This window comes from Marinobacter sp. Arc7-DN-1, from assembly GCF_003441595.1.
In the GTDB taxonomy this organism is placed as follows: Bacteria; Pseudomonadota; Gammaproteobacteria; order Pseudomonadales; family Oleiphilaceae; genus Marinobacter; species Marinobacter metalliresistant.
This window is the reverse complement of record NZ_CP031848.1, coordinates 4,047,604-4,062,007: the sequence shown is the minus strand read 5'-3', so window position 1 is coordinate 4,062,007 and position 14,404 is coordinate 4,047,604. Positions and strand designations below refer to the sequence as shown.

Genomic DNA, 14,404 nt, shown 5'->3' with positions numbered 1-14,404 from the left:
TCATGATAATGTTTTGAGTTCAAAACATCAAAAGTCCAGCGGTTTTCCACACCAGCCATAAGCATAGACCATCATCCTGAGCGGGCCAGCCATGCCTTAAACTGATCGGTTAGCGATCAGTGCGCGTATCGGTATACTCATGTTCCGATACGCAGGCCCAGAACTTCCCGGACTTACTGAGGAAATACATGGAAAAGACCAAAACCTTTCCGCTTCGATATACCGTCTATGTCCTGAGCATTGCCGGCTTTATCGGCTCCCTGCTTATGGAGTTGATGCTCGGTACGGGTTATCTGCTCCCGGTGATTTTTGGCGCCTTCGCCGCTCTTGGGACCTACGATCTGTTACAGCGGAAACATACGGTTAGCCGGAACTACCCGATCATGGCCAATTTCCGGTATCTGCTTGAGGCCGCCGGCCCGGAAATCCGGCAATATTTTATTCAGTCGGATACCGAAGAACGACCTTTCTCCCGGGAACAGCGCTCCGTGGTCTACCAACGGGCCAAAAACGTTCTCGATAAACGCCCTTACGGCTCCCAGCTGGACATGTACAACGAAGGCTTTGAATGGATGAACCATTCCCTCGCCCCAACCCGCCTGACCGACAGCGACTTCCGGATTCTGATCGGAAAGAACTGCGAGAAGCCGTACAGCGCCAGCGTCTTCAACATCTCGGCCATGAGTTTCGGGTCATTGTCGGCCAACGCCATCCTGAGCCTGAATACCGGCGCCCGGATGGGCCGCTTCTATCACGACACCGGCGAAGGTTCGATCTCCCGGTACCATCGGCAACCCGGCGGCGACCTGGTCTGGGAAATCGGCTCCGGCTATTTCGGATGTCGCCATAAAGACGGCTCATTCAATGAGGACATGTTTCGGGAAAGTGCCACCCTGGAACAGGTGAAAATGATAGAGGTCAAACTATCCCAGGGCGCAAAGCCCGGCCACGGAGGCATTCTGCCGGGCGCCAAGGTAACTCCCGAAATTGCGGAAGCCCGGGGCGTGGCGGTCGGCGAGGACTGCATATCCCCGGCCAGCCACTCCGCCTTCTCAACGCCCGTGGGGTTGCTGGAATTCATTGACCGGTTGCGGGAGTTGTCGGGCGGAAAACCCGTTGGATTCAAGCTGGCCATCGGCCATACCTGGGAATGGTTTGCCATCGTCAAAGCCATGCTGGAGACCGACAGAAAACCCGATTTTATCGTGGTCGATGGCGGCGAAGGTGGAACAGGCGCGGCGCCTCTGGAGTTCATCAACCGGCTGGGAACGCCAATGACGGAGGCTCTGCTGCTAGTCCACAACACCCTTGTGGGCACAAACCTTCGGGACGACATTGCCGTTGGTGCGGCGGGCAAAATCACCTCCGCGTTCAATATTGCCCGCACCCTCGCCCTCGGCGCCGACTGGTGCAACGCGGCACGGGGCTACATGTTTTCCCTGGGCTGTATCCAGGCACTCAATTGCCACACCGGGCGCTGCCCCAGCGGCGTTGCCACCCAGGACCCCAGGCGTGGCAACAAGCTTGATGTGGAGCATAAGAGCCAGCGGGTCTACAATTACCATAAGAATACCCTGGACGCCCTGCAGAACCTGCTGGAAGCTTCCGGCCTCAGACACCCATCGGAACTCGGTCCGGAGCATGTTGTGCGGCGAATTTCGAAAACCGAGGTTAATTCCTATATGGATCTCTTCCATTTCCTGGAACCCGGAGCTCTGCTGGAAGGCAAAACCGGCCTGACCGTGTTCGACAAGTACTGGGAATTCGCCCGCCCCGATACCTTTGAACCGCCCGAATTCATCCTGAAACTCCGGGAGACCAAGCTGCGCTAAAAATCGAACATCAAAATCGCCCAAGGCTGTTTATTTTTCCCATGGGCTCGTGTAGACTTCGCTCCCGCTAAGCCACTGAGAATACTCTTAAGTTTTCTTCTCTGGCCAACAGCGAATCGGGGCGTAGCGCAGCTTGGTAGCGCACCTGCATGGGGTGCAGGGGGTCGTAGGTTCAAATCCTACCGTCCCGACCAATTGGTAATATAAAAATCAGCTTCTTACAAGAAGCTGATTTTTTTGTGTCCCAAGATTGTCCCAATTTCCAATTTTTGTCTCCCCCCCCCCCTCACATCATCAATATTTGACTTACAATTTCAGAAGTAATCAAAAGGGTCGTACCATACCTTCAATCAACAACGTCTTAGTATTTGTATCCTGTAAAAATAGCGGATATCAATAAGCGGCGTCACGGCCCCGCTGCCGAGCAGGATACTCGTCGGCACTCCTTAGTCCACCCCATACCGAATTTGGCTTGGAGTCCTGATTTGATGACAATTTTTACTGTCCATACACAGTGCCCTCCTCCCCATTGAATCGGGTCGGGGTACCTCGGGCGTCTGCCCCGGATCGAGTCGGCACACCAGCAGCCTGTCGGACTTAGCATTGGCATATTTTTGCCCCCCCCGCTTGCCCAGACAGATTTGGCACTATTATGGTGCATATTTGTGACCTACAGCGCCCAATAATCCCAAAACGAGCAGAATCGCCCGCATTTCAGGCCCATTGGGCGGATGTCGGGCGCAGTACGGCCATGCGTTTCAGATTCCAGGCCAGACAAACCAGCGCCCATTCGCCGCTCACCTTGTCCAGTCCGCGTAATGAGAACTGCCGAAATCCGAGCACCGATTTGATGATGCCGAATACCGGCTCGACGGTTTGCTTACGCAAGGCATAGGCCGTGCGTCCCGCCCGGGTTTGTAGCTTGTGCGCCATGCGCTCGACCGGCGTGCTGCCCTCGGCTATGGGCATTGGTTCGGCGAATCGTTCCAACGCCGGCGGGTGGTGGTTTTCCCGTTTGACGGCGATGTACGGATCGATGCCGGCCTTTTCGCAGGCGGCGACATTTTTGGCGCTGAAATAACCGGTATCCGCGAGCAGTGTGTCAGCTTTACCCAACGATTCCGGCAATGCCGCCAACTGCGCCAGCATCGGCTCGACTTGTTCCTTGTCATTACAGGCCTGGGTCACCGCTGGTGCCATCACCAGCAGGCTGTCAGCATCGACAGCGGCCTGGGCATTGTAGCCCTGCTCGAAGCCGCCACCGGCCACTGGCATGATGCGCGATTCTTCATCGGTGAGATTGAGCTGGTCTTTTGCCTTGGGACCCGCCGTGGGCGGCTTGGGTGGACGACCGCCTGGTTTTCTGCCGTTCTTCTTCTGTTTTGCTTCCCGCGCGGCAAGTTTGGCCTTGTACTCGGCTTGCTCGCGCTCGAAACGTGCTCTGGCCCGGGCTTCGATCTTCGTTTTGGCGTCCGCCATCGCCTTGAGCCGATCTTCCCGGCGCTGTATTTCTTCCGGCAGGCGGATTCCATCTTCTCGATGTGACCATGGGACAGGGCGCGGTGGCGCGACGCGTTGGCCTGGATTTTGGTGCCATCCAGGCTGATGGTGCCCAGCTTGAGCAGCTTCATCTCCTGCGCGACGTCGAGAACCTAAACAAACAACTCGGCCAGTTCGCCGAGAAAACGTCGACGAAATGTCGCCAGGGTGTCGTGGTCTGGATGCGCGCCAGCTGCGATAAACCGGAAGGCCACCGAGTCGTAGGTCGCCCGCTCTATTCTGCGGCTGGAAAACACGCCCGTGGCATAGCCGTAGATGAGCAACGACAACAGCAGCGATGGATGATAGGCCGCGCCGCCGCGCCCACCATAGGCGTTCACCATTGAACGCAGATCAAGACCGTCGACAACCTCGACAATGAAACGCGCCAAATGGTCCTAGGGTAACCAATCGTCAACGGATGGCGGGAGCAGATAGGCCGTGTGACGGTCGAAAGAACGAAAGTTACTCATGGCTGATCCGTGATTTATTTGATGCCGACATTATCTCATACTGGTCTGGAAAGTCCGACAGGCTGCTGGGACGAAATCTCAAGGGCACTTCGGGAACTCGACAGCGCACGCAGTAAACCACAACCTCACAAAGCAATGATAAAGTTTAACTTTTTGTATTTGTACGGCAATTAATGACGCGATTTATAGATACTGTAAACAATTTCAACTAGGATGGTTTTTGATTGATTATTAACACGCCAATTATTGCCGTGCTTTTATGGATTCATAAACCATGCTTAACAGAGATGCTCGTAAGCAGCTTAAGGAGCTTGTACCTCCCTTCATGATTGCAACCAAGCGCTGGTTGCTGGACCAGGGCTTAAGTTTGCATTTTTTAGACAATGCTGTCCGCAGTCGAACTCTGATCCCGCTTACCGCCGGCGTCTACACTCTCTATGAAAAATCCATTAGCTGGCATGGCGTTGTTGCATCTCTTCAACGGATGTCAGAAAAGCCCGTCCATGTAGGCGGTCTTAAGGCATTAGACATCGCCGGTTTAGCGCATTTTTTGACAACCAGTGAAGAAGTCCGGATTCCGCTCTTCTCAGAGTCCCCCTTGCCAGCTTGGATCAGAAGAATTCCAGTTGACGCCACTTTTGAGGGTCACAGCACCCTCAGGCTATGGCCAGAATCAATTATGACGAACCCCCGGTTTCTGCATGAGCATGATTGGCTAGAAGCACGACCTCCTGTTTTATATTCGTGTCCTGAGAAAGCCATTTTGGAGGTACTCGCAGAGGTGCCTTCGATGGTCAGTTTCGAGCACGCAAACGCTCTCATGCAAGGATTATCCAGCCTTTCACCGAGAAAGATCGACACTCTCTTAAAAGCTTGTCGCAGCATCAAGGTCAAACGGCTATTTCTGTGGCTAGCTGAACGTCAAGATCATGCTTGGTTCAAACACCTGAACCCAAACGCATACGATCTGGGAGCCGGTAAGCGGGTTATAGCCAAGAACGGTAAGCTCAATGCCCGCTGGGCAATCACCGTTCCAGAAGAAATGCACGAGGAGTCCCGAGAGCATGGATAAACGAGAGCATTATTACAGCCAGGTTCGGCTTTTACTTCAAATCATACCCTACGTGGCTGAACATAAGTGTTTTGCCCTCAAAGGCGGCACCGCCATCAATCTTTTTATTCGCGACTTCCCTCGATTGTCGGTAGATATCGATCTTGTTTTTCTTCCCATGATGGATCAAAACCCGTATAGATTTGCTGGATTATCTACGAGAATAGCTTGCCGGCCCTGAACATCAGGAACCAGTCTTATAAATTCATTCACAAGACTATGATCAAACGGCATCGGGGTAGGTAGCTGAACATGAGGCCAGTCTGTTCCAAAAAGGCACCGGTCCTGACGCGCCTCACGAAGTGCCTGAAAGAACGGATCCACATCTGTGAAGGGGGCTTCCGGAAGTGTGCTCAGGCGATTTGGCCCTGTGAGCTTGACCCATGTACGACCCTCGGCCATTAAATCCAATAGTTCGCGGAAGCCAGGGTTGGCGATGCCGAGACGTGTTGACAGGTGCCCCATATGATCTACCACGCTTGGCACAGGCAGCTTATCCAAGCGTTCAGCTAAATTTTCGAACTTTGATACATCAACCAAAAACTGAATATGCCAGCCAAAGACCTTGATTCGGGCTGCCAGTGACACTATGTCCTCAAACGTTACGCCACCTGGAAAGACCAGGTTGATGCGGATGCCCCTTACGCCGAGCGTATCCATTCGGCTCAGCTCTTCATCGCTAATATGGCGGTCTACAACCGCAACGCCCCTCCAGTCTATGGGATCTGAATCAGTGCTTGCTGAGAGCGTGTCAAGCATGAGGCGATTATCGGTGCCATATACACTTGGCTGGACCAGAACTGCTCGCTGAAAACCGAGAGTTTGTAGCAAGTTCCGATATGATGTTTCGGTTGCGTCTGGCGGCGTATAACCTCTTTTAGTCTGGTAAGGATACGCCTCCTGCGGCCCAAAAAGATGGGCGTGAGTGTCGCAGGCCCCCTCCGGTAACTTTTCCTGTGGCGATTCAACCCATGGGTTCGGGCCGGGTATATCAGGTTTGGCAAACATGGGCTTCTAATCCTTATGTGGCAAAGTGTCGATGTAAATCAGATGGTTACCCCACGCTATCAGCCTTGGTGGTTAACCAAATTTTCCGGGCAGCCAAAGCGTTATTGCCGGAACGTAGGCTATTAAGGCGACAATGGTGATAAGTACCAACATGAATGGCCAAATGTGGCGTGCAACTGTTTCTACTCGTAACCCACTAATGCTGGAGGCGACAAAAATAGAGTAGCCGACCGGTGGAGTGACCATACCTACTGCAAAGTTGATTACGACCATGGCACCCAACTGAATCGGGTCCAGACCAATTTGCTGTCCTAATCCAATGAGTACACCGCTAAGGATTACCATTGCAGAAATGTTATCCATCACCGCACCGAGAAGAAGCAGCATGACGTTCAGAATTAGCAGCAAAACGATTGGATTGTCAGTAAGCAAAAGCAATGCTTCGGTAAGACGGGCAGGAATCTGCTCACTAGCCATGACCCAGGCAAAGCCGTAAGCCACGGCGATTATGAACATGATAATGCCAGTAGTTCTCATCGAACTCATCAGGATTGATGGCACTGTTTGCCACTTCAGATCACGATATAAAAACAGCCCGACAATCGCACTGTAAAGAGCCCCCACCATGGCTGCTTCAGTAGGCGTAAACATCCCACTATAGATGCCCCCAAGAATGACTACAGGAGCAAGAAGGGCCCATATGCCATCTCGAAGAGCAAACAGAATTTCCTTGCCTGTGGCGCGAGCTTCCCGCGCTACGCCACGGTAACGGGCATAAATAACACTCACTACGCAAAAGCCAGCAGCGGCAAGCAAACCAGGCACAATTCCCGCCAAGAAAAGCTTGGCGATAGATTCTTCTGCAAGCACACCCCATATCACCATCGGGATTGATGGGGGAATCATCTGTCCAAGAGGTCCTACAGCTGTAGCCAAAGCAGCTGCATATCCCCGCTGGTAGCCGCGGGCCTCAAGTTCATCAATCATTATCGAGCCCACTGCAGCGGTCGTGGCGGGCGCTGAGCCGGAAATCGCGCCAAAGAAAGTTCCCGCTGCCACTGTAGACATGGAGAGGCCGCCCGTTAGATGCCCGAAAAAAGTTTCAGCAACGCGTACCAAGCGTCGGGATAGCCCTCCAGCGCTCATGAGCTCGCCTGCCAATATGAACCCAGGAATGGCAAGTAAGCTCGTGACGTTACTTCCCGCGATGAACTGTTGCGGCAGAATCATCGGATTGATGTCCGCCATCCAGATACCAACTGCAGCAAGCAGGCCTATCGTAAAGGCAATTGGCACTCCCAATGCTAATAGAACGATTAATCCAATCGTCATGATTGTGCCAATGTCACCCATTTCCAGGCTCCGCTATGTTGCGGATGGGCGCGGGACGAAGTATAAGAACCACAGCGTGAAAGCTGATCAGGAGGCCGCTGGTTGGTACTGCAGCATTTCTGATCCAGACGGGATACCTGACGGCAGGAGACACCTGACCGGAAGTGAATTCAGCGAAATTCCATCCCGTCCAGAGCATCAACACGCCAAACCCAAGAATAAGAAGCATGATGCCTCTTTCCACCAGTTCGGAGATAGTCGGAGGGAGTGCGTCCACCAGCAAGGTGACCCGCACGTGACCGCCCTCCCTGACCAGTGCACTGGCAAAAAGGAATACGGTCCAGGTGAATGCCAGCGATGCGATTTCATCGCTCCATGCAAGGGAGTCCCCAAGCACATATCGGAAAAAAACACCAAGCAGGAGACTTACAATCATCACCAGGGCGGTCAAAGCCCCGGCTACCTGGGACCCAAAGGCCAGACCATACCCCAAATTATCTAGGTAACGGTACATCTGAAAGGTTCCTGGCTTATAAAGGCGCGATGGAGCCGGGAGCGATGATGAATCTGGCGACTGCTACTCGGCAACCTGCTCAAGTGCCTTGGCAAGGATATCCTCACCAATTTTGCTGCGGTATTCATCGTACACGCCCGATACTTTGCTCCTGAATGCCTCGACGTCATCGACCTCATTGACAGTCATTCCTGCTGCCTGGATTTGTTCGAGAACCTGGTCGTTATTGGCCGCGACAGTCTTACGCTGGCGTTTGATCGCTCGCTTGGCAGCCTGGCGAACTATTTCCTGGTTTTCAGCCGAAAGCTTATCGAAAGTTTGTTTGGACATGAGTAAAGCCAACGCATTGTAGGTATGGCTTGTCAATGAGAGATAGTCGGTCACCTCCGGGTATTTATTTGCAAATATCACAGGAAGTGGGATTTCGAGACCATCGACAGTACCCTGCTGAACTGCAGTGAACACATCGCTCCAAGCCATTGGCACCGGATTTGCGCCAATGGCGCGAAAGCTGGAAATGAATAGGTCGCTGGGTTGGACCCGGAGCTTCACTCCATTAAAGTCGGCCGGGGTCCGGATTGGGCGTTTGTTGTTAATGGTATGTCGGAAGCCTGCCTCAGGAAACCCAAGTCCCACAATGCCTTTGGCATCAAGCAGGGATAGCAATTTCTGGCCAACCTCTCCATCAAGAACCTTGTGCGCCTGCTGGTTAGTAGCGTAGAGGAACGGAAGGTCATTGAGCTGAAATGCAGACTCCAATGTGCCTACCTGAGTCCCGGTAATGACGCCAGCACCCATCGTTCCGAATTGCATTGCCTGTAACATTGCTGTGTCATTGCCAAGCTGATGGTTTGGGAAAAACGATACCTTGAATTCCCCGGGTGCCGCAGACTCAAGCTCCTCGGCAAAGTAATGGGCAGCGATAGCATATGGATCTTGAGGTGGACCCAATCAGTTGGACAACCTGATGGTGTTCCTAAGCTATGATCCTGTTGTTTCCCTGGCTCAGGCTGCCAAGGCTATGGTTTGCCCATAGTACACCTCATCTGGTGTTTGATAATCAAGGTTTTGATGGTACCGGGTCTGGTTGTAATGCCGGAAGTACCGGTGGAGCGCCTGTTTCAGGTGCTGTCCATCCTCGAATGCAGTGAGGTAGACGCACTCGTGTTTGACGCTGCGCCAGAGCCGTTCCACGAAAATGTTGTCATGGTAGCAGCCTTTGCCGTCCATGCTAATCCGGATGCCATGCTCTTTGAGAACACTTGTGAAGGCCTCGCTGGTGAACTGGGCACCCTGATCAGTATTGAAGATTTCCGGCGCTCCATGGCGCTGTAGGGCCTCCTCCAGGGCATCAATGCAGAAGTCTGTGTCCATGGTATTGGAAACCCGCCAGGCCAGCACCTTGCGGCTGTACCAGTCGATGATGGCGACCAGGTACATGAAGCCCCGAGCCAGCGGAATATAACTGATATCAGCCGCCCACACCTGATTGGGGCGGTCGATCATCAGCCCTTTGAGCAGGTACGGATAGATCTTGTGCCCGTCACCCGGAATGCTGGTTCTGGGCCGCGGATACACGGCCTGAATGCCCATGATGCGCATCAGCCGTTGCACTCGCTTGCGATTGATCTGATGGCCCTTACGCTGCAAGTAAACACGCATCTTGCGAGAACCATAATACGGTGTTTCCAGATGCTGCCGGTCGATCAGATGCATCAAATTCAGGTCCTCCTGTGGCTGTTCACGAGGGACATAATAGATCGAGGAACGGCTCAGCTTGAGCAGCTCACACTGGCGCGAAATGCTGACCTGGGGATGACCACGCTCGATCATCGTCAACCGCTGTTGACGGCTTACTGATCGAGCTTGCGCGACAAAAAATCGCGTTCTACCGTCAGTCGGCCGATCTCGCGATAAAGCTCGTCAGAACTGGGCTCGTTGGACTGCTTGCCAGACTTTTTCTTGCCTTCGAAGAGGTCCGGAGCATTCTCCAGCAGCTCACGCTTCCAAGTGCTGACCATGGTGGGGTGGATCTGGAAACGGGCAGCGATTTCGGATGTGGTCTGGTCACCCTTGAGGGCGGCCAGGGCGACTTTGGACTTGAACGATGCGCTGTATTGCTTGCGTTTCTTGCTCATGATTCTCCTCCTTGTGGAGATGATGAATCAGAGCTTAGGCACCTGTCCAAATTTCGGGGTCCACTTCATCTGCTTCGCTGTCAGCAGTGGTCCATCCAAGCTTAATTGTAGTCTGGGCATGGCTGATTCCCGCGACCCCTAGTAAAACAGCAGCGGCTACACTGCCCAAAAAGTGAGAGGTGGGAAAGGATTTAATAGGCATTGGACTTGTTCCTTATGGTCTTATTGTTGGTGAAACAGTTCCAATCATCGTAGTTCACTGATCGTCGTTATGCCATTTTCCTCAAGTCCAGCCGGTTAACTTCGACATCAGTAAACGCATTAACTGAGGGAGCAATTTGTCCCATATTCGCCGGGAATACACACGCAACTCCGGCCATCCCGGAGTCGTAATAATTACGGGGTTCGTTATGAGTTCGTGGGGCAGATTAGACATTCAGGCTTTCGCCAGAAACCGCTCGGTCAACCGGCCGGCACCGCAAAAAGGAGGACAAAAATGAGTGCCAGCGCAACCAGGAAGAAACGTACCCGCTCACGCCGGTTGCGGCACACCGTCAGGGCCACCAGACATTGCAACAGGTAGTATAGGGCGAAGGCGCGTGACGCCAGCGCGATCACCGTAAAGGTGGAACCGGACCAGGCCAGCGCCATAGCCGCACCGCCTACCAGCAGGTAACCCCAACGCTGGGTGAGGCGCCGCCGCGTCACTTCCTCCAGGTTCGCCGCAGCCGCCAGGGTGTCCGCAACGGCAGCGGAGAACTGCGACAGGCCGGCGGCGAGGATAAGCGGCGCCGAAAGAAGTACCGAGACCGAGGCAACCACCTGGATCAGGCTGTTATCTGCGTATTGCCCGTCCAGAATTGGCACCAGGGGCAAGACCACGGCGACGAATGCCACGTAGACCGTGAGAGATACATATTGCGACCAGCGCGAGGCGTGGATCCGCGTCCAGGTATCAAAACTCTGGCCGAGATAGCGCGGCGTTTCGAAGCCCTGCACCACGATCAGGGTACCGGCCACCATGGTCACCATTTCCCAGCCGGAACGTTGCGGCATGGATGGCAGCACAAAGCGTCCGGTGTCCAGAAAGTCGCTGATGTCACGCAGGGCGAAGGCGGCCAACAGCACAGCGAGCACCAGGATGGTCACATACAGAGCCCACCGCTCCATCCGCTCCAACGGTCTCAAGCCACCCATGATGCCAATTGCAGTAATCACGCCGATCACCAGCGTGGTAAACAGGCTCTTGTTGAAGCCCGAATCCAGTCCGAAAGCCCCGAGCACGAAGGCGCTCAGGATATGAATGTAGAGGCACACGGACACAATATAAGCCAGGACCAGCGCCCCATCCGACAGTCGTTCGAGCGTGAGCGTCAGACGTTGACTGCCCGCTGCCAGCACCGGTTCAGCACACAGAATGTTATGGCGCACGACGGCACCGGTGTGAAAAGCGACAAAAGCCACCGCCAGCATCGCCCATAACGAATACGGCCCCACACTACTGGCCAGTACCGGTACGATTACCAGGAAGCCACTGCCGAAAATGGACGCCAGCGGTGTGCTCATGGCCGGCACGATGGCCAGCGTCGCCGGGCGGGGCACTAGGCCGGCCACTCCACCAGTCCCGCAAGAAAGAACTGGGCCGCCAGGCCGATGATCAGTGTGGCGGCAAAGGTGGTCACTACCACCGTGCCAAGACTTCTGCCCAATGGCGCGAATTCCGTCGCCGCCTGCTGGTACATGGGTACGACGATGCGCAGGTATACCGCTAGTGAAAGCACACTGTTGGCAATCGCCACCACCGCCAGCCAGGTGAACTGGACATCGATGGCGGCGGCGAAGAGCAGGAACTTGCCAACGAAGCCGGCGAGAGGCGGAATACCTACCAGCGACAGCAGGAAAACCACCATCGCGATTCCGGTCACCGGCTTTGCCCGGCCCAGCCCGCCAAAATCGTTCAGAGTGCGCCCGGTTGCGGCGGTAACGGCAAAAGCGCCCAGGTTCATGGCCGCGTAGGCGGCGGCGAACAGGATAACTGATGTCAGCGCGAGTTTGCTCGAGCCCACCGCGACGATGCCCAGCAGAAAATAGCCAGACTGGGCAATCGACGAGTAGGCCAGCAGCCGGATGACGTTATCCTGCACCAGCGCGGCGAGATAGCCGTAGGTCATGGTCAGAACGGCCAGACCCGCGATGACGGCAGTCCAACCACTTTCCGGGGGCAGACCGCGAACCACCTGAGCGAGTGCGAACAGAGCCCCGATCTTGGGCACCACGGACAGGTAAGCCGCTATCGACAGCGGCCCGCCCTCGTAGGCATCTGGCGCCCAGAAATGAAACGGAACCAGCGATGCCTTGTAGCCAAGGCCGATAACGACAGCCACAAAGCCGACGATGACGGCCATAGGCATGGTATCCATGCCCGGCAGATCAGCAAGCAAGGTGGAGCCGGCGGCACCGAACCAGTAGCTCAGGCCGAAAATCATGATTGCACCGGTGACCGAGGCAAACACGAAGAATTTCATGGCGGCTTCGGTGGCCGGGTCGGTATCCGGATAGGCGACCAGGGCGAAGGTGGCCAGGCCGGTCAACAGTGTGCCCAACACCAGGAACATCGTATCGCCCGCGCCGGCCAGAACCAGGGCGCCGAGGGTGGCAAAGCACAGCAGGCTGTAGACCGTACCCTCACGCGCGGTGCCTCGCACATCCACTCGCGCCAGCAGCATTGAGAGCACGGTGGCCGGCAGCAGAATGAGCTTGGCCCAGACACTGAGTTCGTCGATCCGGAAGCTGCCGCCGAACACCGTTGTGTCGGCGCCGATCAGGCGCAAGGTCAGCCCCGTGGCGACAAGTAGGCCAATGACAGCCACGGCCAGGGCGGTTCGCGGCCTACGCAGCATTTCCGCGACCAGCGCGCCGACAGCCGTCAAAAGGACGACAATTTCCGGGATTAATAATGCGAGATCAGGGCCCATTACAGCACCAGTCCCGATGTGGTCCGGTGAATGATGTCCAGCACCCAGGATGGCGCCACGCCAGTGGCAACGGTGAGCACCAGCAGTGGCGCCACGGCAAGCCATTCCCGCGTACTCAGGTCCGGCATGGCCTGCCAGCGCTGCCGGGGCTCGCCCAGAAAGGTTTCGCGCAGTGCCTTGAGAAAGGTGCCGGCGATAATGGCAATACCCAGAATCACAACAACCGCTACGGGCGCGCTACCCAAGGTGGCGAGAAATATCTGGAACTCAGCCGGAAAGTGCGCCAGCCCCGGCAGGCCCAGGGACGCAAAGGCCGCCAATATAAATGACCAGCCAAGCATCGGGACCGTCTTGAGCAGACCGCCGAACTCACCCATTTCACGGGTATGGGCGCGGTCCTGAATCATGCCCACCAGCAAGAACAGGGCGCCGGTAACCAGACCGTGACTGAACATCTGCAACACGGCACCATCCAGCGCGACGGCACGCACCGAGGAGTCCAGAGTCAGTGCGGCCACGGCGACGCCGACGATCACATAGCCCATGTGATTAACTGAGGTGTAGGCAACCAGGCGCTTGAGGTCGCTCTGAGCCAGGGCGGCAAAAGCCCCGTAGAGCGCGCTGACGACACCAAAGATCAGAACAACGACCCCCGCTTCACGGAAAGCATCGGGGGTCATTTGCAGGGCAAAGCGGACCAATCCGTAAGTGCCGAACTTCAGCATGATGCCGGCCAGGATGACACTGCCGACGGTCGGCGCCTGAACATGAGCGGCAGGCAACCAGGTATGCAGCGGCACCGCGGGGATCTTTACCGCAAAGGTGATCAGCATAGCGACCAATGCCCACATAGCCGCCGCCCCTTCCAGTGGCGGATTCTCGATCCAGGCTCGCATGTCGAAGGTCGGTTCAGAGCTGCCGAGGTAAAGCCCCAGGATGGCGAGCAACAGCGGCAGGCTGCCCAGCAGCGTGTAAATAAAGAACATCAGGGCTGCACGCTGCCGCTCCTCGTGTCCCCACCCGGCGATCATGAAGTACATCGACACCAGGGAAACTTCGAAGAAGACGTAGAACAAAATCCCATCGAGAGCGGTGAAGGTACCGACTGCCGCAGTCTCCAGAAGCAGGGCCAGGGCCACGTAGGCGCGCGGACGTTCACGAAGCGACGAAGCGTAGATGAACGCAACCAGGAAAAGCACGGCACTCAGTAGCACCAACGGCAGGCTGATGCCGTCGACCCCCACCCGGTAGGCGGCGCCAATGGCCGGGATCCATTCCAGCTCCTCGACCTGGGAAAAGCCTGCGCCGCTGACACCCCGCAGCCACATGGCAACGGCAAAGGCCAGTGTCAGGGAGGCGGTGGCGATGCCGATGCCGTGCACGGTCTGTGCCGTCGGTCGTGGCAGGGCCAGGATCAGGACGGCGCCCGCCAGGGGCAGGAACAAGGTGATGGAAACGAGTGGTAACATGAATATCGGATTC

General features: G+C 55.6%; 10 protein-coding genes, 1 tRNA gene and 2 pseudogenes. 4 read left to right on the top strand and 9 right to left on the bottom strand.

The features are described from left to right. Window positions 1–188 precede the first annotated feature (188 nt). Window positions 189–1,832: an FMN-binding glutamate synthase family protein gene (locus tag D0851_RS19055; RefSeq protein ID WP_117620031.1), complete on the top strand. Its 1,644-nt coding sequence runs from the start codon at window positions 189–191 to the stop codon at window positions 1,830–1,832. A 117-nt stretch (window positions 1,833–1,949) separates the two neighbouring features. Further along, window positions 1,950–2,026, top strand: a tRNA-Pro gene (locus tag D0851_RS19050). Between the two features lie 520 nt (window positions 2,027–2,546). Here D0851_RS19050 and D0851_RS19045 read toward each other — a convergent pair. Beyond that, window positions 2,547–3,763: pseudogene (locus D0851_RS19045) on the bottom strand (transposase). A 355-nt stretch (window positions 3,764–4,118) separates the two neighbouring features. On the opposite strand from D0851_RS19045, the gene D0851_RS19040 reads away from it, so the two are divergent. Together D0851_RS19040 and D0851_RS19035 are read left to right on the top strand one after the other, a co-directional pair. Further along, complete coding sequence (locus D0851_RS19040) at window positions 4,119–4,916, top strand: type IV toxin-antitoxin system AbiEi family antitoxin (protein WP_117620030.1); 798 nt, start codon at window positions 4,119–4,121, stop codon at window positions 4,914–4,916. Continuing rightward, window positions 4,909–5,076: pseudogene (locus D0851_RS19035) on the top strand (nucleotidyl transferase AbiEii/AbiGii toxin family protein); the annotation flags it as partial. The gene D0851_RS19040 and the pseudogene D0851_RS19035, both read left to right, overlap by 8 nt. 5 nt (window positions 5,077–5,081) lie before the next feature. Here D0851_RS19035 and D0851_RS19030 read toward each other — a convergent pair. The 8 genes from D0851_RS19030 to D0851_RS18990 form a co-directional block, all read right to left on the bottom strand. Continuing rightward, the gene (locus D0851_RS19030) at window positions 5,082–5,963 is read right to left on the bottom strand and encodes an amidohydrolase family protein (RefSeq protein ID WP_117620029.1); all 882 of its coding nucleotides are present in this window, start codon (window positions 5,961–5,963) and stop codon (window positions 5,082–5,084) included. 72 nt (window positions 5,964–6,035) lie between these two features. After that, window positions 6,036–7,316: a TRAP transporter large permease gene (locus D0851_RS19025; protein ID WP_117620028.1), complete on the bottom strand. Its 1,281-nt coding sequence runs from the start codon at window positions 7,314–7,316 to the stop codon at window positions 6,036–6,038. Next, window positions 7,309–7,809, bottom strand: a complete 501-nt coding sequence (locus tag D0851_RS19020) for a TRAP transporter small permease (protein WP_117620027.1) — start codon at window positions 7,807–7,809, stop codon at window positions 7,309–7,311. The genes D0851_RS19025 and D0851_RS19020 overlap by 8 nt, the downstream gene beginning before the upstream one ends. Window positions 7,810–7,872: 63 nt before the next feature. After that, window positions 7,873–8,760 (bottom strand): TRAP transporter substrate-binding protein, encoded by an 888-nt coding sequence (locus D0851_RS19015; protein ID WP_117620026.1) that lies wholly within the window; start codon window positions 8,758–8,760, stop codon window positions 7,873–7,875. A gap of 54 nt (window positions 8,761–8,814) precedes the next feature. After that, window positions 8,815–9,947 (bottom strand): IS3 family transposase gene (locus tag D0851_RS19010; protein ID WP_117620025.1). Its coding sequence is split into 2 segments (ribosomal slippage): window positions 8,815–9,677 and window positions 9,677–9,947, totalling 1,134 coding nucleotides; the frame shifts between segments, so codons are not numbered across the junction. 462 nt (window positions 9,948–10,409) lie between these two features. Further along, window positions 10,410–11,561, bottom strand: coding sequence for a hypothetical protein (locus tag D0851_RS19000; RefSeq protein ID WP_039881755.1), 1,152 nt, complete (start codon window positions 11,559–11,561; stop codon window positions 10,410–10,412). After that, window positions 11,549–12,922, bottom strand: a complete 1,374-nt coding sequence (locus tag D0851_RS18995; protein WP_117620024.1) for an NADH-quinone oxidoreductase subunit N — start codon at window positions 12,920–12,922, stop codon at window positions 11,549–11,551. Before D0851_RS18995 ends, D0851_RS19000 begins: the two co-directional genes overlap by 13 nt. Beyond that, window positions 12,922–14,391 (bottom strand): complex I subunit 4 family protein, encoded by a 1,470-nt coding sequence (locus D0851_RS18990; RefSeq protein WP_117620023.1) that lies wholly within the window; start codon window positions 14,389–14,391, stop codon window positions 12,922–12,924. Before D0851_RS18990 ends, D0851_RS18995 begins: the two co-directional genes overlap by 1 nt. Window positions 14,392–14,404: the final 13 nt, after the last annotated feature.

Bases quoted from the DNA above. Each gene is read 5' to 3' on its own strand.
- D0851_RS19040 (WP_117620030.1), top strand. From the start codon at position 4,119: ATGCTTAACAGAGATGCTCGTAAGCAGCTTAAGGAGCTTGTACCTCCC.
- D0851_RS18995 (WP_117620024.1), bottom strand. From the start codon at position 12,922: ATGGGCCCTGATCTCGCATTATTAATCCCGGAAATTGTCGTCCTTTTG.
- D0851_RS19020 (WP_117620027.1), bottom strand. From the start codon at position 7,809: ATGTACCGTTACCTAGATAATTTGGGGTATGGTCTGGCCTTTGGGTCC.
- D0851_RS19055 (WP_117620031.1), top strand. From the start codon at position 189: ATGGAAAAGACCAAAACCTTTCCGCTTCGATATACCGTCTATGTCCTG.
- D0851_RS19025 (WP_117620028.1), bottom strand. From the start codon at position 7,316: ATGGGTGACATTGGCACAATCATGACGATTGGATTAATCGTTCTATTA.
- D0851_RS18990 (WP_117620023.1), bottom strand. From the start codon at position 14,391: ATGTTACCACTCGTTTCCATCACCTTGTTCCTGCCCCTGGCGGGCGCC.
- D0851_RS19030 (WP_117620029.1), bottom strand. From the start codon at position 5,963: ATGTTTGCCAAACCTGATATACCCGGCCCGAACCCATGGGTTGAATCG.